The sequence below is a fragment of the Micromonospora sp. ALFpr18c genome, from assembly GCF_008868155.1.
In the GTDB taxonomy this organism is placed as follows: Bacteria; Actinomycetota; Actinomycetes; order Mycobacteriales; family Micromonosporaceae; genus Micromonospora.
In genome coordinates, this window is record NZ_WBKR01000055.1 from 12,391 (window position 1) to 30,458 (window position 18,068).

General features: G+C 72.6%; 21 protein-coding genes. 14 read left to right on the plus strand and 7 right to left on the minus strand.

What is annotated here, in order from left to right; genetic code table 11:
- Window positions 1-409: 409 nt before the first annotated feature.
- On the plus strand, window positions 410-988 hold the full coding sequence (locus F8271_RS12785) for a TetR/AcrR family transcriptional regulator (protein WP_151489909.1): 579 nt from the start codon (window positions 410-412) through the stop codon (window positions 986-988).
- 10 nt (window positions 989-998) lie between these two features.
- Here the strand turns inward: F8271_RS12785 and F8271_RS12790 are convergent, their stop codons facing one another.
- Genes F8271_RS12790 through F8271_RS12800 form a run of 3 tightly spaced genes read right to left on the minus strand, consistent with a single transcriptional unit; the run spans window position 999 to window position 2,415 of the window.
- Complete coding sequence (locus F8271_RS12790; RefSeq protein WP_225854486.1) at window positions 999-1,385, minus strand: type II toxin-antitoxin system death-on-curing family toxin; 387 nt, start codon at window positions 1,383-1,385, stop codon at window positions 999-1,001.
- Window positions 1,382-1,582 (minus strand): CopG family transcriptional regulator, encoded by a 201-nt coding sequence (locus F8271_RS12795; RefSeq protein WP_151489911.1) that lies wholly within the window; start codon window positions 1,580-1,582, stop codon window positions 1,382-1,384. Before F8271_RS12795 ends, F8271_RS12790 begins: the two co-directional genes overlap by 4 nt.
- A 35-nt stretch (window positions 1,583-1,617) precedes the next feature.
- Complete coding sequence (locus F8271_RS12800; RefSeq protein ID WP_151489926.1) at window positions 1,618-2,415, minus strand: hypothetical protein; 798 nt, start codon at window positions 2,413-2,415, stop codon at window positions 1,618-1,620.
- A gap of 80 nt (window positions 2,416-2,495) precedes the next feature.
- Between F8271_RS12800 and F8271_RS12805 the strand changes: the two genes are divergently transcribed.
- Both F8271_RS12805 and F8271_RS12810 read left to right on the plus strand, forming a co-directional pair.
- Entirely contained in the window at window positions 2,496-3,440 is a 945-nt protein-coding gene (locus F8271_RS12805; RefSeq protein ID WP_151489912.1) for a Ppx/GppA phosphatase family protein, read from the plus strand.
- A gap of 27 nt (window positions 3,441-3,467) precedes the next feature.
- Entirely contained in the window at window positions 3,468-4,274 is an 807-nt protein-coding gene (locus F8271_RS12810) for a sugar phosphate isomerase/epimerase (protein ID WP_151489913.1), read from the plus strand.
- Window positions 4,275-4,301: 27 nt separating this feature from the next.
- On the opposite strand, the gene F8271_RS12815 is transcribed toward F8271_RS12810, so the two are convergent.
- The 3 genes from F8271_RS12815 to F8271_RS12825 are packed head-to-tail and all read right to left on the minus strand — an operon-like array spanning window position 4,302 to window position 6,349.
- On the minus strand, window positions 4,302-4,889 hold the full coding sequence (locus tag F8271_RS12815) for a CGNR zinc finger domain-containing protein (RefSeq protein WP_151489914.1): 588 nt from the start codon (window positions 4,887-4,889) through the stop codon (window positions 4,302-4,304).
- A 19-nt stretch (window positions 4,890-4,908) separates the two neighbouring features.
- Window positions 4,909-6,075: a glutathionylspermidine synthase family protein gene (locus F8271_RS12820; protein ID WP_151489915.1), complete on the minus strand. Its 1,167-nt coding sequence runs from the start codon at window positions 6,073-6,075 to the stop codon at window positions 4,909-4,911.
- Between the two features lies 1 nt (window position 6,076).
- Window positions 6,077-6,349 carry a hypothetical protein gene (locus F8271_RS12825; protein WP_225854487.1) on the minus strand — a complete coding sequence of 91 codons (273 nt, stop codon included), beginning with the start codon at window positions 6,347-6,349 and terminating at the stop codon, window positions 6,077-6,079.
- A gap of 106 nt (window positions 6,350-6,455) precedes the next feature.
- Between F8271_RS12825 and F8271_RS12830 the strand changes: the two genes are divergently transcribed.
- The 11 genes from F8271_RS12830 to F8271_RS12880 all read left to right on the plus strand — a co-directional run bounded on the left by F8271_RS12830 (window position 6,456) and on the right by F8271_RS12880 (window position 16,924).
- Window positions 6,456-7,376 carry a proline dehydrogenase family protein gene (locus F8271_RS12830; RefSeq protein WP_151489916.1) on the plus strand — a complete coding sequence of 307 codons (921 nt, stop codon included), beginning with the start codon at window positions 6,456-6,458 and terminating at the stop codon, window positions 7,374-7,376.
- Window positions 7,377-7,484: 108 nt separating this feature from the next.
- Window positions 7,485-8,285, plus strand: coding sequence for an alpha/beta fold hydrolase (locus tag F8271_RS12835; RefSeq protein WP_225854488.1), 801 nt, complete (start codon window positions 7,485-7,487; stop codon window positions 8,283-8,285).
- The gene (locus F8271_RS12840; RefSeq protein WP_151489918.1) at window positions 8,278-8,853 is read left to right on the plus strand and encodes a TetR/AcrR family transcriptional regulator; all 576 of its coding nucleotides are present in this window, start codon (window positions 8,278-8,280) and stop codon (window positions 8,851-8,853) included. The genes F8271_RS12835 and F8271_RS12840 overlap by 8 nt, the downstream gene beginning before the upstream one ends.
- A 63-nt stretch (window positions 8,854-8,916) precedes the next feature.
- Window positions 8,917-10,206 carry a hypothetical protein gene (locus F8271_RS12845; protein WP_151489919.1) on the plus strand — a complete coding sequence of 430 codons (1,290 nt, stop codon included), beginning with the start codon at window positions 8,917-8,919 and terminating at the stop codon, window positions 10,204-10,206.
- A 42-nt stretch (window positions 10,207-10,248) separates the two neighbouring features.
- Window positions 10,249-11,631: an efflux RND transporter periplasmic adaptor subunit gene (locus F8271_RS12850; RefSeq protein ID WP_151489920.1), complete on the plus strand. Its 1,383-nt coding sequence runs from the start codon at window positions 10,249-10,251 to the stop codon at window positions 11,629-11,631.
- A complete protein-coding gene (locus F8271_RS12855) occupies window positions 11,628-12,563 on the plus strand; it encodes an ABC transporter ATP-binding protein (protein WP_151489921.1) in 936 nt (311 codons plus the stop codon). The genes F8271_RS12850 and F8271_RS12855 overlap by 4 nt, the downstream gene beginning before the upstream one ends.
- Entirely contained in the window at window positions 12,560-13,744 is a 1,185-nt protein-coding gene (locus F8271_RS12860) for an ABC transporter permease (protein ID WP_151489922.1), read from the plus strand. Before F8271_RS12855 ends, F8271_RS12860 begins: the two co-directional genes overlap by 4 nt.
- Window positions 13,745-13,948: 204 nt before the next feature.
- Window positions 13,949-14,158, plus strand: coding sequence for a helix-turn-helix domain-containing protein (locus F8271_RS12865; protein ID WP_091079691.1), 210 nt, complete (start codon window positions 13,949-13,951; stop codon window positions 14,156-14,158).
- A 270-nt stretch (window positions 14,159-14,428) separates the two neighbouring features.
- Window positions 14,429-14,530, plus strand: a complete 102-nt coding sequence (locus tag F8271_RS12870; protein WP_007465623.1) for a 30S ribosomal protein bS22 — start codon at window positions 14,429-14,431, stop codon at window positions 14,528-14,530.
- Between the two features lie 122 nt (window positions 14,531-14,652).
- Entirely contained in the window at window positions 14,653-15,729 is a 1,077-nt protein-coding gene (locus tag F8271_RS12875; RefSeq protein ID WP_151489923.1) for an NAD-dependent epimerase/dehydratase family protein, read from the plus strand.
- Between the two features lie 337 nt (window positions 15,730-16,066).
- Window positions 16,067-16,924, plus strand: a complete 858-nt coding sequence (locus tag F8271_RS12880) for a lysophospholipid acyltransferase family protein (RefSeq protein WP_192580264.1) — start codon at window positions 16,067-16,069, stop codon at window positions 16,922-16,924.
- A gap of 17 nt (window positions 16,925-16,941) precedes the next feature.
- On the opposite strand, the gene F8271_RS12885 is transcribed toward F8271_RS12880, so the two are convergent.
- Window positions 16,942-17,817: an HAD family phosphatase gene (locus tag F8271_RS12885; protein WP_151489924.1), complete on the minus strand. Its 876-nt coding sequence runs from the start codon at window positions 17,815-17,817 to the stop codon at window positions 16,942-16,944.
- Between the last annotated feature and the right edge of the window lie 251 nt (window positions 17,818-18,068).

The window sequence follows — 18,068 nt, forward strand, 5'->3', positions numbered from 1 at the left end:
GCTGCCTCGTGAGCAGCGTCGTGCGCATCAAGGCCACGTGCCGTGCCGTGTCGTGCCGTGCCGTGCCGGGTGGGGTTATGGCCGGCGGCTGGGGTGGTACCCTCCGCGGCCTGTAGAGCTGCCCCAGAAGTGGGGCGGGTCACGTGTGTGGCTGCTCCAGGAGAACTGGAGCCCGTGCTGCCCGTGCTGCCCGTGCTGTCCGTGCTGTCCACGTCGAAGGGTCCGCCCCATATCCGGGGCAGCTCTACAGGCTGCGGGGAGTGCACCCAGGGCCGGACAGTGGACGCGCCAAGGGCGGTGGGAAGCCAGGCGAGCCACGCCCGGGCGTGGTCGGCCGTTGACGCGGTGGGATTTACAGACGGAGCTGTCTATAGGATCGGCCCGATACCAGCAGATCGAGGGAGAACCGATGCCCGCGCCCCGCACCCCGGCCGGCTCGGCCCGGGACCGGATCCTGCACACCGCGTTCCGGCTGTTCTACGCGCACGGGCCGCGCGGCGTCGGCGTGGACACGGTGATCGCCGAGTCGGGCGTGGCGAAAGCGACGCTCTACAAGCACTTCCCGCGTAAGGACGATCTCGTGCTGGCGTACCTCGATCGGGTCGACCAGACGTGGTTCGGCGCGTTGCGGGCGGCGGCCCGGGACGCCGGCGACGAACCGCGCGACCAGTTGGTCGGGATGTTCGACGCGTTGGTCGGCGCCTGTCGCCGGGACGGATACCACGGCTGCGCGTTCATCAACACCGCCGCCGAGTCACCTGCGGGCGGGCCGGTGCACGCCCGGACGGTCGAGCACAAGACCGTGGTCCGCGCCTGGGTGACCGAGCTGGCCCGGCAGGCCGGCGCTGCCGAACCGGAACTGCTCGCCCGACAGCTCACCCTGCTGCTCGACGGCGGGCTCGCCAGCGGCGTGCTGGACGGCGACCCGGTGATCGCCGAGGTGGCCCGGCGCAGCGCCCGCACGCTGGTCGACGCCGCCCTGCGCTGACCCGCCGCGCTCAGAACAGCTTGCGCACCGCGACGGCGATCTCGGCGACCTCCGTCACGCGACTCTCCGCCACGCTGATGACCAGGTCATACGCCACGTCCTGGTCGGTCTGACCGAGTTGGGCGACGGTGATCGCGCGATTCTGGAGCAGAAAGGCGATGGCCACGATCCAACCGATGCGCTTGTTGCCATCGATGAACGGGTGGTTGTTGACCAGTGAGTGCAGCAGCGCCGCCGACTTGGTCCACAGATCGGGGTAGGCGTCATCTCCGAACACACTCGTCTTCGGTCGAGCCACCGCGGACTCCACGAGGCCGACGTCCCTGATCCCGACGCCGAGCTTGCGGGCGATGCCCGCCACGTCGGCGAGTGTGGGGTAACGGACCTCGGTCATCATTCGGCCAGGCGGGCGAGCAGTGTCGAGTGGCGCTCGATGATCTCGTCCGTGAGGTCGCCGAACTCTTTGGCGTTGCGCCGGGCCAGGTAGTCGTCGATCGCGGTGACAACGACGGCGTGCATCGACCGGGCCTCCTCGTCCGCGACGAGGCGGAGTTGCCGTTCACGATCGTCGTCGAGGCGGAGCGTCATGGCCATACGGCGAATGATAGCAACCTTGCTACCAAGATCGGTTAGACGTCGTCGGCGGGGTGCGGGGCTACCATGCCCTGCTTGACCCGGGCCGCGCACAGCTCGGCCAGCCGCTCGTACGCCGCCGCGCCGATCAGGGCGGTCAGCTCCGGCCCGTACGACAGGTACATCGGCTCGGTGCCGACATGCGCGTCCGTCGAGGAGGTGCACCACCAGTCCAGGTCGTGCCCGCCGGAACCCCAGCCGCGCCGATCGAACTCCGACAGCGTGGAGACCAGCACCTTGGTGTTGTCCGGTCGCTTGACCCACTCCTGGTCCCGCCGGATCGGCAGCTGCCAGCAGACGTCCGGCTTGTACTCCAGTGGGTGCACGCCGTCACGCAGCGCCTGGGCGTGCAGCGCGCAGCCGCCCCCGCCGGCGAAGTCGGCGTCGTTGAGGAACACGCACGGCCCCTCGGTGCCCTGGGTGGCGGTGCGACGGGCCGGGTTCTTGCCGTCGATGGTGTCCTCGTCGGTCCAGCTCTTGAACCCGCGCCGGAAGTGCTGCCAGGTCGACGGGGTGAGCAGCTTGACGGCGTTGCGGACCCGCTTCTCGTCGTCCGAGTCGGTGAAGAACGCCCCGTGCGAGCAGCACCCGTCGGCGGACCGACCGGCGATGATGCCGTGGCAGCCCTTGCCGAAGATGCACGTCCAGCGGGAGAGCAGCCAGGTCAGGTCGGCCCGGATCAGGTGAGTCTCGTCCGCCGGGTCGGCGAACTCGATCCACTCCCGGGGAAAGTCCAGTGGCACCTCACGGCTGCGCGGGTCGCCCGGATCGTCCACCAGCACGCGGAGCTCCATCGTCACCCGGCCCAGCGTACGCGCGGTGACGTCCGCGGGCCGGCGAGCCGCGCAAACGAGTTGCACCTAGGGTCTTCACCATGCGGCTGGGAGTACTCGACGTCGGATCCAACACGGTGCACCTACTGGTGGTGGACGCGCACCACGGCGCACACCCGTGGCCGGCGCACTCGGAAAAGGTGGTGCTCCGGCTGGCCGAGCAGATCGGCCCCGACGGAGCGCTCACCGAGGCGGGTGCGGACGGCCTGGTCAAGGCCGTGGGCATGGCGAAGACGGCCGCCGCCGGACTGGACGCCGACGACCTGATCGCGTTCGCCACCTCGGCGGTGCGCGACGCCACCAACGCGGCCGACGTGCTCGCCCGGGTCCGTGACGAGACCGGCGTACGTCTCGCGGTGCTCTCCGGCGCGGACGAGGCGCGGATGACCTTCCTGGCCGTGCGGCGCTGGTTCGGGTGGTCGGCGGGGCGGCTGCTGGTGCTGGACATCGGCGGTGGCTCCCTGGAGATCGCCGCCGGGATCGACGAGGACCCGGACGTCGCGGTCTCGCTGCCGCTCGGTGCCGGGCGCCTGACCCGGGAGCGGCTGCGGGTCGACCCGGCCAGCTCGGCGCCGCCGTCCGCCGAGGCCGTCGACAAGCTGCGGGAGTACGTCGACGGCCGGCTGGACAAGGTGGTCGACCAGATGACCGAGGTGGGCTGGGATCGGGCGGTGGCCACCTCGAAGACGTTCCGCACCCTGGCCCGACTGGCCGGGGCGGCACCGTCCGGCGCGGGCCTGTGGGTGCGGCGGAGCCTGACCCGAGCCGGCTTGCGGCAGGTCATCGGCTTCATCCGGCACATCCCGCCGGCCCAGTTGATGGAGCTGGAGGGGGTCAGCACCGGCCGGGCGCACCAGCTGCTGGCCGGTGCCGTGGTCGCCGAGGCGGTGATGCGTCGCCTGGATCTGGACTCGCTGGACATCTGCCCGTGGGCGCTGCGTGAGGGCGTCATCCTCCGTCGACTCGATCAACTCGAACCGATCTGATCGCGTCTCCGGGCTACCCTGGCTGATGTGACTTCCCGCGTTCCGGTGCTTCTGTCCAGCTCGTCGGTCTTCCCCGAGCCGACCGCGGCGGCGTTCCAACTGGCCGCGGCGCTCGGGTACGACGGTGTCGAGGTGATGGTCTGGACCGACGTGGTCAGCCAGGACGCGGGTGCCCTGCGCGGCCTGTCCGCGCACTACGGCGTGCCGGTGCTCTCGGTGCACGCGCCCTGCCTGCTGGTCACCCAGCGGGTGTGGAGCCCCGACCCGTGGGAGCGGCTGCGCAGGGCCGCCGAGCTGGCCGAGACGCTGGGAGCGCCGACGGTGGTGGTGCACCCGCCGTTCACTTGGCAGCGCGACTACGCGCGGGGCTTCACCGAGGGTCTCGCCACGGTCGCGGACCGGTTTCCCGGGCTGCGCTTCGCGGTGGAGAACATGTACCCGGTGCGGATGGCGGGCCGGCAGTTCGTGCCGTACGTCCCCGGTTGGGATCCCACCGACACCGGCTACCCGTCGTACACCCTGGATCTGTCGCACTGCGCGGCCTCGCACAGCGACCCCCTCGAGATGGCCGACCGGATGGGCGCGGGGCTGGCCCACGTGCACCTCGGCGACGGCACCGGCGAGGGCCGCGACGAGCACCTGGTGCCCGGGCGCGGCACGCAGCCCTGCGGTGAGCTGCTCTCGTCGCTGGCCGGGCGCGGATTCACCGGGGCGGTGGCGGTGGAGGTCGCGACGCGGGGCGCGAAGAGCCGCGCGGTACGCGAGGCGGACCTGCGCGCCGCGCTGGAGTTCGCCCGACAGCACCTCACGGCACCGTCCCCGGTCGACGCCTGACCGCCCGGAACGGGCCGGGCGGCGGCGTCAGCTGACCGTGGTGAGCGAGTCGGCGCCGGCGGTCGGCTGAGCGGCCACCGTCACCTGCTCGCCCACGGCGGCCCGCTTGCGGGCCCGGTGCGCCGCCACGTGCGAACGGGTCGCGCAGCGCTCCGAGCAGAACCGCCGGCAGCAGTTGGACGACGTGTCCAGGTAGACGTTGCCGCACCGCTCGTCGGCGCACACCCCGAAACGGGCGCTGCCGTACTCGCAGAGCCACACCGACAGCCCCCACACGGCGCCGGCCAGGTATTCGGCGCTGACCGACGCGCCTCGGCTGGTCACGTGCATGTGCCAGTCGCTGGAGTCGTGCCCGGAGATGCGCGGCTGGACCGGGAACGCCTCGAGCAGCGCGTTCAGCTCGGTGACCGCCTGGGCGTCGCGCCCCGAGGTGCCGTACTCGAAGACGTCACGCAGCCGCTTCTGTGCCCGCCGGAAAATCACGACGTCCCGTTCCGCGACCTCGTCGCGCATCCAGGCGTTGTCGTCGGGGAAGAGGGCCCGCAGGTCGTCGAGGTCGTCCAGGCGGGCGTTGACCAGGTCAACGCCGGTCCGGGCGTACGCGTCGAAGTTCACGCCCCCAACGGTAGACGACTCACGGGGCGCGTGGCGCGTCGATGTAGTGCGGCAGGAACCGCGCGTAGCCGTCGGTGATCAGGCTGGCGCTCTCCCGTACCCCCACGCCGGCCGACTCGCCGTCGACGATCCAGCTGCCCAGCACCATCCGATTGCCGGCGAACTGCGGCAACGCCCGGAACTCCTGGTAGCACCAGCCCTCGTCGCCGTAGATCCCCGGGTTGGTGATCTCTTCGTCGGCGGTGACGATGCGTACCGAGCCGCCCTCCCGGCCGAGCAGCGGCTTGGCCACGTACTCCGTCATGCCGCGCGGCGAGTCGAGGTACGCCGGGAGCAGGTACTCGTGGCCGGGGTACAGCTCCCAGAGGACCGCGAGCAGCGCCTTGTTGGACAGCAGCAGCTTCCAGGCGGGCTCGATCCAGGTGGTCGGCGTGCCCGGGGCCAGCGCCGCCGGTCCGTACGGCTCGGCCAGCATCCACTCCCACGGGTAGAGCTTGAAGCAGGTGGTCACCGGGCGGTCGTCGGCGTCGACGAAGCGCCGGCCGTCCCAGCCGATCTCCTGGATGGGCTGGAGCTCGACGCTCAGGCCGGCCTGCCGGGCGGTCTCGGCGAGGTAGCCGGCGGTCATGTGGTCCTCGCCGGACTCCTCCTCGTTCGACCAGAGCACGTGCACCCGGGGGTCGTGCAGCCCGGCCCCGATCTTGGCCCAGGCGCCGACCAGCCGTTCGTGCAGGCTGTTCCACTGGTCCAGCTCGGGTCGGGTCTGCTCCAGCCAGTACCACTGGATGATGCTCGCCTCGACCAGTGCGGTGGGGGTGTCCGCGTTGTACTCCAGCATCTTCGGCGGCCAGGTGCCGTCGTACGCCAGGTCGAAGCGCCCGTAGAGGGTGGGTGGCGCCTCGCGCAGCGACCGGGCCACCGCCTCGGCCGCCCACTCCGGGATACCGAATTCGGCGTACCGGCGCTGCGCCACGACGTGCTCGGCGGCGGCCACCGACATCCGGTGCAGTTCCTCGGTGGCCTCCTCCAGCCGCAGCACCTCGTCCAGGTCGAAGGCGTACGCGGCGGTCTCGTCCCAGTACGACATGATCCCGCCGTCGGGCAGCTCGGTGTCGACGTAGACGAGCCCCTGGGACCGGATGGTGGCGTCCCAGTCGGGTCGCGGAGTGACCGTCTCGCGGCGCACCTCAGCCGCCGCAGGAGGCGAGGTGGGTGCCGAACCCGCCGCGCTCGGGCAGGGCCGCGGTGGTCGGCTCCGGGGCGGCTCTGCCCCCGGCCGGCGCGGCGACCAGCATCGCCAGCGCGACCGTCTCACCGCCACCGACCGGCCCGAGGGCGCAGTCGTCGTCATCGTCGTCGTCCGAGGTCATATTGCAGCCGGAGAGGGCGAGCGCGAGAGCGGTGAGCGCGCCGAGCTGCACGGAGGCCGACCGGAGCCGGCGGCGGGGGCGTTGGTCCACGGCATCGTTGTAGCCGATCGACGCCACCGCCGCCGCCCCGCCCCGCTGCCGAGGTGCCTCGGCTGCCCCTCGGCGGGGCCCCTGGCAGGGGCGATACGCTCGGTTCATGCTCCGTTCCGTCATCCTCGCCGCCTCCCGGTCATCCCAGGTCGAGCGGCTCGTCGCGACCGCCCCGTTCACCCGGGACGTCGTACGCCGGTTCGTCGCCGGCGCCGCCACCGACGACGCGTTGCGCGCGACCCGCGGGCTCGTCGACGACGGTCTGGCGGTCACCCTCGACCACCTGGGCGAGGACACCGTCACCCCCGAGCAGGCCACCGCCACCCGGGACGAGTACCTGCGGTTGCTCAAGATGCTCGCCGGCGCGGGTCTCACCCCGGCGGCCGAGGTGAGCGTCAAGCTGTCCGCCCTCGGTCAGCTGTTCGACGAGCAGTTGGCGTACGACAACGCGCGGGCGATCTGCGCGGCCGCCGACGCGGCGGGCACCACCGTCACCCTGGACATGGAGGACCACACCACCACCGATTCGACGCTGGAGGTGCTGGGCAAGCTGCGCAAGGACTTCCCGTCGACCGGCGCGGTGCTCCAGGCGTACCTGCGCCGGACCGAGTCGGACTGCCGGGAGTTGTCCTCCGCCGGTTCGCGGGTCCGGCTGTGCAAGGGCGCCTACAAGGAGCCGGAGTCGGTGGCGTACCAGTCGACCCGTGAGGTGGACAAGTCGTACGTGCGCTGCATGAACATCCTGATGTCCGGCGACGGCTATCCGATGCTGGCGACCCACGATCCCCGGATGATCGCCATCGGTGAGGACCGGGCGCGCTGGTTCGACCGGGGGCCGGAGCGCTTCGAGTTCCAGATGCTCTACGGCATCCGCCCGGAGGAGCAGGCCCGGCTGGCCGGCGAGGGTTACACCGTGCGCACCTACGTCCCGTACGGCGACGAGTGGTACGGCTACCTGATGCGCCGCCTCGCCGAGCGCCCGGCCAACCTGGTCTTCTTCGGCCGCGCCCTGATCTCCAAGAAGTAACCCCGACCGATCGGCTGACGGGCCGGCGGCGACCCCTCGGGCCGCCGCCGGCCCGTCGCGTAGGTCCGGGGCTTGACGGCGTTGGCTAAGTGGAATAGCTTTATGGCTATGACAACTAGCTTGGTCCGGCGGGACGGTGGACACATCGCCTACGAGGTGCACGGCGACGGGCCGCTCGTCGTCCTCGCGCACGGCATGGGGGAGAACAGGGCGAGCTTCCGCCACCTCGTGCCCCTGCTGGTGGCCGCCGGTCACCGGGTCGCCTCGGTGGACGTCCGGGGGCACGGAGAGTCCAGCGTCGGCTGGCCCACGTACGCCCCGGCGGAGGTCGGCGCCGACCTGCTGGCCGTCGTCCGCGACCTGGACGCCGGGCGGGCCGTGCTGGTCGGCAGCTCGTCGGCCGCGGCGGCGGTGGTCTTCGCCGCCACCGACGCTCCCGAGCTGGTCTCCGGCATCGTGCAGATCGGCGCCTTCGTCGGTCAGCCGAAGCTCAACCCGCTGCTGCGGTTGGCGATGGGTGCCGTGCTGCGCAGCCCGCGACTGTTCGGGATGTTCCACAAGACGCTCTTCCCGGTGCACCGGCCCGACGACGACGACGCGTACCGCCGGTCGATGGTGGCCAACCTGCGCGAAGCTGGCCGGATGGCCGCGACGCGCGGTGTGATCGGGCCGGTCGAGCCGCACTGGACCGCCCGCGCCCCGCAGGTGCGGCAACCGGTGCTGGTGCTGATGGGCGACAAGGACCCGGACTTCCCCGATCCGCGTGCCGAGGTGCGGGCCGCGCGCCGGCTCTACCGCACCGCCGAGGCCCGGATGATCGGGGAGTCCGGTCACTACCCGCACGCCGACCGGCCACAGCGGACGGCCGAGGAACTGATCGGTTTCCTGGCGGTGTGCGCCGATGCCTAGGGTCGGTCTCAACCAGCAGACCCTGGTCCGGGAGGCGGCCCGGCTGGCCGACGAGGTCGGCTACCAGCAGCTCACCCTGGCGGCGCTCGCCAGTCGGCTCGGTGTCGCGCTGCCCAGCCTCTACAAGCACATCCGTGGTGCCGACGCACTGGCCCAGAAGCTCTCCGCGCTGGCCACCGCCGAGCTGGCCACCGAGCTGACCACGGCCGCCGCCGGTCGGGCCGGCGGGGACGCGCTACGGGCGATGGCCGACGCCTACCGCGACTACGCCCACCGGCACCCCGGCCGCTACCCGGCGACCCAGCGGGTGCCCGACCCGGCCGACCCCGAGCACGTCGAGGCGGGGACGCGGGCGGTCGCCGCCATCTATGCGGTGCTGCGCGGGTACGGGCTCACCGACGACGACGCGGTCGACGCGACCCGGGCACTGCGCAGCGCCCTGCACGGATTCGTCGCGCTGGAGGCCGCCGGGGGTTTCGGTCTGCCCCGCGAGGTGGACCGCTCGTACCAGCAACTGGTCGCCGGCCTGGATGTGGCATTCCGATCGTGGCCGTCCGCCGCCGGGTGAGCCGTACCCGTCCGGACGGGGTCGGCCTCGCTCGATGGGACGAATGGTCGTACCCTTCGGCGAGTGATTGACGGGGTGCAGCGCCCGGCACCGCGGCGGCTCTGGCCGCTGTGGACGGCGTTCGTGGTGATCGTCCTGGTCCTGGGCTGCGGCCTGCCGGCGTTGCTGGTGGTGGGGGTGGTCCGCGAGGCCGGTGGCCGCCCCACGATCAGTCGGATCGGGGCCCCGGCGACAGACGATCCGGCCACCGCGGTCGCCCGTGGGCTGTCCGACCGGATGACCGCCCAGCTCCGGCGCCAGTCCTCCGCGTTGCTCGGCGGTGATCGGGCCGGTTACCTCGCCGTCGCCGAACCGGCCGCGCACACCGACCTGCGTCGCCGCTTCGCCGCGCTGCGCGCCCTCAAGGTGACCGTCTGGCGGGCCGAACCGAGTGGCCTGCCCGTGCCGGTCGTCGGCAAGGCGGGCGAGTGGCGGCTGCTGGTGCGCTTCCAGTACTGCTTCGTGGCCCCGGGCTGCCAGCCCAGCCCGGTGCTGATCGGCACCCGCTGGCGGGAGAACGGCGACCAGCCGCTGCTGGTCGCCTTGGAGGAGTCCAAGTCCGCCGAGACCGGCACCCGGCCGTGGGAGATCAGCGACCTGGCCGTGGCGGTCGGCCCGCGCACCATCGTCGCCACCACACCGGCGCTGCGTGCCAAACTGCCCGGCCTGCTCACCCAGGCGGAGGCGGCGGCCAGGGTCGCCGACGGGTACGTGGCCGCCGGCTCACCACCCGATCGCTACCGGATCTTCTACGCGGGTCGCACCGAGTGGCAGCGCTGGTACGGCGGCGGTCGACCACAGTGGACCGGCGGTTACGCGGTGACCGTGGGCGGCGGCCACCACGAGGTCGTGCTCAACGCCGAAGGGCTGACCAGCAGCGGTGCCGACGAGCTGCTCCGGCACGAGTTGACCCATGCGGCGTCCCTGCCGGAGCGCGGATACCCGGGCAAGCTGACCTGGTGGCTCGTCGAAGGGCTGGCCGAGTTCGCGGGCGCGGGCGGCCGGCCGGTGGAACGGTACGAGGGGCTGGCCGAGGTACGGAAGCTGGTCCGCGGCGGGTGGGACGGCCAACTGGACGGAGTCACCCCCGCCGACGACGCCTCCGCCGAGCGGGTCGGGGGCAGCTACGGCATCGGGTACCTCGCCGTCCGGCACCTCGTCGACCGGTACGGGTCGCAGCGGGTGCTCGCCTTCTTCAAGACCGTGGTGCACGAGCGCAGAACGCTCGACGTCGCCGCCAGGCAGGCGTTCGGCGAGCAGTGGTCGACGCTGCACGACGAGTGCGTGGCGTACGTCCGCGCCACCGCCGCCTGACGCCTGCGGGGCCGCGGTGACGGTGCGCCGTACGATCGATGGGTGCGCCGCCCTCAGTCACCCCGGCCGGCCAGCACCATCCGGCCCCGCCTGCTCATCGCCCTGACCGCCGTCGCCGTCCTCACCGCCACCACGGCCGCCTCCTGCGGCGACGATCAGCCGCCCGTCGCGCTGGCCTCGGCGGCCCGCAACCCGGTGACCGAGGTGATCGACGCCCCGGCGACGGTGACCGCGCGGGCCGCCGCCACCCTCACCGCTTCCTCCGACGGCACCCTGGCCAGCCTGCGCGTCCAACCCGGACAGCGGGTGAAGCGGGGTCAGGTGCTGGCCGTGGTCGATTCGCCGTCCGCGCAGCAGCGACTGCGCCAGGCGAAGGAGGCGCTGGACGCGGCGAAGCGTGCCGGTCGCGGCGCCTCCACCGGAGACCTGACCGGCAGCCGGCGCGGCACCGACAAGGCCGCCGACGAGGCGTTCGACGCCGCCCGCACGGCCGCCGAGAAGATCGCCGACCCGCAGCTGCGCGACGCGCTGCTGACCCAGGTGACGTCGGCGCAGCGCCAGTACGCCGCCGCCGCGCGCAGCGCCGACGCGGCCGTCCGCGCGGTGCAACGGGGGATCAACGGGTTGAGCTCCGCCGTCGGCGCGCTCTCCGCGGCGCAGCGGCTCCAGGCCCAGCAGGCGTACGACCTGGCGAAGGCGACCGTCGACGCGTTGACCCTGCGCGCCCCGATCGCCGGCGTGGTGCAGCCGGGCGGCACCCGGGCCGGCGGGGGCGCGAACGGTGGCCTCGCCGGGCTGCTGGAGCAGGCGGGTGGGGCCGGGATCGACCCGTCCGTGCTGGCACCCAGCCAGGGCGCGCCACCGGCCGGGGTCGACGACGCGGTCGCGGTCGGCGGTCAGGTCACCGCCGGCACGCCGGTGCTGACCGTGGTGGACACCGGGCAGCTGGGGCTGCTCGCCGAGGTGGACGAGACCGACGTGCTGCTGGTCCGAACCGGTGTGACCGCCACGGTCGAGTTGGACGCCGTCACCGCCGCCAGCTACGACGCCACCGTCCGCTCGGTCGACGTGCTCCCCACCAGCTCCGCGCAGGGCGGGGTCACCTACCGGGTACGCCTCACGCTCGGCGCGGGACAGCTGGCCGAGGGCGAGCCGGCACCGACGCCCCGGCCCGGCATGAACGCGATCGTGCACCTGCGGGTACGCGAGGCCGCCGACGCGGTCACCGTCCCCGCCTCGGCGGTGTTCTCCGCCGACGGCCGGGACGCCGTCTGGGTGGTCCGCGACGGTAGGGCGGACCGGGCACCGGTGACCGTGGGTGTCCAGGGATCGGACCTGGTGCAGATCCTCAACGGCGTGCAGCCCGGCGACCGCATCGTGGTGCGCGGCACCGACCAGGTCCGCGACGGCCAGGAAGTCCGGTGACGGGACCGGTCGGCGACCGGCCGGAAGCCGGGTCGACGGCGGAACGCGTCCCGGCCGTCGAGGCGGTGGACGTCTCCCGGACGTACCAGCTCGACGGTGTGTCGGTGGAGGCGCTGCGCGGGGTGTCGCTGATCGTGCACCCGGGTGACTACGTGGCGCTGGTCGGGCCGTCCGGCTCCGGCAAGTCCACCCTCATGCACCTGCTGGGCGGGCTGGACCGGCCCACCGGCGGTCGGCTGGTGATCGGTGGACGGGACGTCAACGCCCTGTCCCCGCCGGAGATGGCCACCCTGCGCAACGAGACGATCGGTTTCGTCTTCCAGGCGTTCCACCTGCTGCCGCGTACCTCGGCGGTGGAGAACGTGGCGTTGCCGCTGGTCTACCGGGGTGTGCCGGCCCGGCAGCGCCGGGAACGGGCGGCGGCGATGCTCGGCCGGGTGGGCCTCGGGCACCGGCTGGACCACCGTCCCAACCAGATGTCCGGCGGTGAGCAGCAGCGGGTGGCCATCGCCCGAGCGTTGGTCACCGAGCCGACGGTGCTGCTCGCCGACGAGCCGACCGGCAACCTGGACAGCGTCACCGGCGCCGCCGTGCTGGAGTTGCTGGAGCAGCTGAACGCCGAGTCCGGTGTCGCGTTGGTGCTGGTCACCCACGACCAGGAGGTGGCGGGCCGGGCCGCCCGCCGGATCACCATGCGGGACGGGGTGGTCGTGACGGACAGCGACGACCCCCATGATCGACCGCTGTCCGTCGACCACGATCGACCTGAGACACTGGTGCCCGCTCCCAGCGCGGAGCCCCGATCCGTTTCCGGAAGCGGCCCGGGGCACCCGTCCGGTGGCTCCGGTGGCGCCGCCGGAGCCACCGGGCGCCTTCCGCAGGAGCCCGCTCCGGGTGGCGCCGAGGTCGGTCGGCCCGGAGGTGTGGCGTGAGGGTCGCCGAGGCGTGGCGGGTGGCGCTGGACGCGCTCCGGGCCAACCGACTGCGCAGCGCGCTCACCATGCTCGGCGTGATCATCGGGGTGGCCTCGGTGGTGCTGCTGGTGGCCATCGGCACCGGCACCAAGCAGCAGGTGGAACAGCAGGTCGAGGGGCTCGGCTCCAACCTGCTGCTGGTCGTCCCCGGCAAGATCGAGGTGGGCACCGCGCCGGTGGTCTCGCCGTTGACCCTCAAGGACGTGGACGCGGTGACCCGGGTGGTCGGCGATCCGGAGCGGGTCGCGGTCACTGTCGCCTCCGGGGCGACCGCGCGCGCCGGTGCCCGCTCCGACTTCACCACCGTGCAGGGCGTGCTGGAGACGACCCCGACGGTGTTCACCCGCTCGCTGGCCCGGGGCCGCTACCTCACCGGCACGGACGTGGACACCAGCCGGCGGGTGGCGGTGCTCGGCGACTCGGTGGCCCGGGCGCTGTTCCCGGACCGGGATCCGCTCGGCCAGCAGGTGACGCTGGCCGGCGTACGGTTCCGGGTCATCGGCGTCTTCGCGCCGCTCGGGCAGAGCCTCGGCGTCGACCGCGACGACGAGGTGCACGTGCCGGTGACGGCCGCGCAGCGGCTCTGGGGCACCCAACGGGTGGACGGCATCGCCGTGAAGGCACCGGACCGGGAGCGGATCGACGAACTGGGCGAGCGGATCGTCGCCGAGCTGAACCGCCGACACCCGGACACCGAGTTCAGCGCCGTCACCCAGCAGCAGATCCTCGGTGTGCTCGGCGACATCCTCGGCGTACTCACCGGCGTGCTGGCGGCCATCGCCGGCATCTCGCTGCTCGTCGGTGGGGTCGGCGTCTCCAACATCATGCTGGTCAGCGTCCGGGAACGGACCCGGGAGATCGGTCTGCGCAAGGCCGTCGGCGCCCGACCCCGCGACATCGGCGTGCAGTTCCTGTTGGAGGCGGTGCTGCTCACCACGATCGGCGGGCTGACCGGAATGGCGTTGGGTGTGGGCACCGCGCTGCTGGTGGACGCGCTGTCACCGATCCCCGCGGCGATCACCTGGTGGTCGTTGGCGCTCGCGTTCGGCGTGTCGGCGGCGGTGGGCATCGTTTTCGGCGTGGTCCCCGCGCAGCGCGCCGGCCGGCTCGACCCGGTGGTCGCGCTGCGCGCCGAGTGAGCGGCAACCGGACGACCGGAGCGGGCGGGGACGTACCGGGAGCACGGATCGGGTGAACCGGCGACCCAAAACATGATCAGTTGTACGAAGGGATCGCGCCGGTCACAGCGGCCCCGCTACCGTACTGGTAACACGCGCGTCGCCGCCCGGCCCGGAGCATCCGTCGGGTTGGCACGCGCCGGGCATGGGATGGGTCGGTGAGCCATGGCCGGGTCGCAGTCCGACGGACGGCTGTCGGATGTCAAGTTCCTGACCGTCGCCGAGGTGGCAACGGTCATGCGGGTGTCGAAGATGACTGTCTATCGCCTCGTGCACAGCGGCGAGCTGACCGCCGTCCGGGTCGGCCGGTCGTTCCGGGTGCCCGAGCACGCCGTACACGAGTATCTCCGGGGCGCGTTTCAGGAAACCGCCTGAGCCACCGGCTCCCGGATCGAGTGCGACGTAACGGGCATCGGTGAGCAGGAGGAGCGCGTTCGCGAGCCCCGCGCTCGCGTACCGAAAGCGGCATCGACGGGGGCGCGTTGGTCCTGCTGACGCTCTGCGGCTACCCTGGAGCCCGACCGAGACCCCACCGGTGCGCCCCGCCGCCCAGACTGGTCCGGTCCGTTGTCCGCAAGCGGTCGCCGTCGCCACCTGCGTGGTGTCACCCGGTCCGCCCCGCACGTTGTATCGAAAGGCTGTCGTATGGGCTCGGTGGTCAAGAAGCGCCGTAAGCGCATGGCTAAGAAGAAGCACCGCAAGCTGCTGCGCAAGACCCGCGTCCAGCGTCGCCGTCTCGGCAAGTGATCGCCGCCGGGCTTCGCGCCCGGCGTCCGGCGTCACTTGCCAAACTGTCGACCTCCGGAGGCTCAGGTGATCAGGCCGTGGTCGTCCCGGCTCGATCCCTCCTGTCGGGGTAGGTGCGTCAGATGACCCCCGGTAGCACCTCAGGTGCTCCGGGGGTCGTCGTCGTCACCGGGGTGAGCCGTTACCTGGGCGCTCACGTGGCGGCCCGGCTGGCCGCCGACCCGCGTATCGAGCGGGTCATCGGGGTGGACGCCCCGGAGGCCGGTGCCGAGTTCAGCGACCTGCTGGACCGGGTCGAACGGATCCGCGTCGACGCCGGCTCACTCGGCGGTCTCCTCGCCGACCTGGACGTCGACGCGGTGGTGCACCTCGCGCTGGTCAGCGCCCCCGACCCGCAGCACGGCGGCCGGTCCGGCATGAAGGAGCAGAACGTCATCGGCACGATGCAGCTGCTCGCCGCCTGCCAACGGGCACCCCGGCTGCGCAAACTCGTGGTCCGGTCGTCCACCGCCGCGTACGGCGTGTCGTTCCGGGACCCGGCCGTGTTCACCGAGGAGACCGAGCCGCGCGAGGTGCCGCGCGGCGGGTTCGGCCGCGACATCCTGGACGTCGAGGGGTACGTTCGCGGCTTCCGCCGCCGACGGTCCGACGTCACGGCGACGGTGCTGCGGTTCGCCCCGTTCATCGGCTCGACGGCCGACACCACGTTGACCCGCTACTTCGCGCAGCCGTTCGTGCCGACCGTCTTCGGCCGTGACCCCCGGTTGCAGTTCCTGCACTTCGACGACGCGTTGGAGGTGCTGCACCGGTCGATCGTGGAGGATCACCCCGGCACCTACAACGTCGCCGGTCCGGGCGTGTTGTCGCTGTCCCAGGCGATCCGGCGCGCCGGTCGGGTGGCCGTGCCGGTGCTGGAGCCGGGGCTGTCGGGTGCCGCCGCGCTGGCCCGCAGCATGGGCTTCGGGAGGTACGGCCTGGACCAGGTCGACCTCTTCGTGCACGGGCGCGTCGTCGACACCACCCGCCTTGAGCAGGAGTACGGCTTCACACCCCGTTCCACCGCCGAGGCCTTCGACGACTTCATCCGCGCCCACCACGGCGGAGTGGTGGTCACCCGGAGTCAGTTGGCCGCTGCCGAGCAGCTGGTCCTGGACGGCATCCGTCAGGTCCGCGCCGCGGTGCGGGAGCGGACGTCGTGAGCGCGAGAAGTCAGCCGGTTGTGCGGGCCCCGCAGCCGCGGACCGAGGTGGCGTCATGACCGGGTCGGGGCAGGGGCGCGACCCGCAGGGGATCGGCCGGTTCGACGTACCGCAGCAGTCGCCCGCGTTGGACGCGGAGCCGGCGCGGCGCAACGGACACCGGCCGGCGGCCGATTTGGCACCGACCCCGACGCCGGCCGACGAGGTCGACACCGCGACCAGCGACGAGGTCGACACCACGACCAGCGACGAGGTCGACACCACGGCCAGTGGCGAGCCGGTGAGCCTGGACGGCGACCGGGCCGCCGACGGGACGCCCGGCGGCACCGCGCCGGCCGTGCCGGACCGGCCCCGGGACCAGTGGGACCGCAGGGTCGCCGGCGGCCTGGCGTTCCTGCGTCGGCGGCTGTCCGGCGAGTACGAGGTCGACGAGTTCGGCTTCGACCCGGATCTGACCGACGCGGTCTTCCACCCGTTGCTGCGCCTGCTCTACCGGGACTGGTTCCGCACCGAGGTCAGCGGGGTGGAGCACGTGCCCGTCGACGGGCCCGCCCTGGTGGTCGGCAACCACTCCGGCACGGTGGCGTTGGACGCGCTGATCCTCTCGGCGGCGCTGCACGACAAGCACCCCGCCCGCCGCTACCTGCGCCTGCTCGGCGCCGACCTGGTGTTCCGGATGCCGGTGGTGTCGGAGATCGCCCGCAAGACCGGCGGCACGGTGGCCTGCAACCCGGACGCCGAACGGCTGCTCGGCGGCGGTGACCTGGTCGGCGTGTTCCCCGAGGGTTTCAAGGGCATCGGCAAGCTCTACGCCGACCGGTACAAGCTGCAACGGTTCGGCCGGGGCGGATTCGTCTCGGCGGCGCTGCGGACGGGCACCCCGATCGTGCCGGTCGCCATCGTCGGCGGCGAGGAGATCTACCCGATGCTCGCCGACATCAAGCCCCTCGCCCGACTGCTCAAACTTCCGTATTTCCCGGTCACGCCGACCTTCCCGTTGCTCGGGCCGCTGGGCATGGTGCCGCTGCCCAGCAAGTGGCTGATCGAGTTCTGCCCGCCGATCCCCACCGCCCACCTGACCGACTCGGCGGACGATCCGCTGGTCGTCTTCAACCTCGCCGACCAGGTACGCGAGACGATCCAGCAGACCCTGCACACGCTGCTGGAGCGACGTCCGGACCCGTTCGGCCCCTAGCCGCCCGTGGCGGCCGGTCAGCCGGCGCGGCGGCGGCGTTGCAGCGCCAGCCCGGCGGTGACCGCTCCGGCGACCAGCCCGGCCGCCGCGGTCGACGGTACGGCGATCTTGACCGCGCGGCGGCCGGTGCGGAAGTCCCGTACCTCCCAGCCGTGCTGCCGGGCCTGCCGCAACAGGGTGCCGTCCGGGTTGACGGCCACCGCCCGGCCCACGGCGGACAGCAGCGGCAGGTCGTTGGCCGAGTCGCTGTACGCCGCGCAGCGGCTGAGATCCAGCCCCTCCACGGCCGCGAGCTGGGTCACCGCCTCGGCCTTCGCCGGGCCGTGCATCAGATCACCCACCAACCGCCCGGTGTACGCCCCGTCGAGCACCTCGGCCACCGTGCCGATCGCGCCGGTCAGGCCGAGGCGGGTGGCGATCACCCGGCCGATCTCCACCGGCGCGGCGCTCACCAGCCAGACCCGCTGGCCGGCGTCCAGGTGCCCCTGGGCGAGCCGGTGGGTGCCGGCCCAGATCCGGGGGGCCATCAGCTCGTCGAAGATCTCCTCGGTGAGGCGTTCCACGTCGTCCACCCGCCAGCCCTGGACGAAGGCCAGCGCGGCCTCCTTCGCCAGCGACATGTCACCGGCGTGCTCCCGGGCCAGCACCCGGAACCGGAGCTGCTGCCAGGCGAAGCGGGCCAGGTCGGTCGTCGTGAAGTAGTTGCGGGCGGCGAGCCCGCGGGCGAACCAGTAGATCGAGGCGCCCTGCATCATCGTGTTGTCCACGTCGAAGAAGGCCGCGGCGCCCGGATCCGGCACGGGTGCGATCACCGGCGCCAGCTCGGTCTCCGCCCAGCCTGCGGTGTGACCGTGGGCGTCGGTGCTGACCGTCACCTTGCGGCTACGCGCCACGCGACTCCCCTCCTCGCCGGGTACGACGGATGCCCCTGCGAGGGTATCCGGCTCACCTGGCCGATGAGCCGGGCACGCGGTGAACTGGGGCGGAGCCGGTCAGACCTGCGGTATAAGGGTCAGCGGGTGCCGGCGGTCTTCTGGGCGCCGGCGGCGACGGTCGGCGTTGCGGTCGTCATCTCAGCCCTCCCGCTGTTGACGGAGGTTGCGGATCTGGTAGATCACGACCGGGATGACCAGGATGAAGAGGA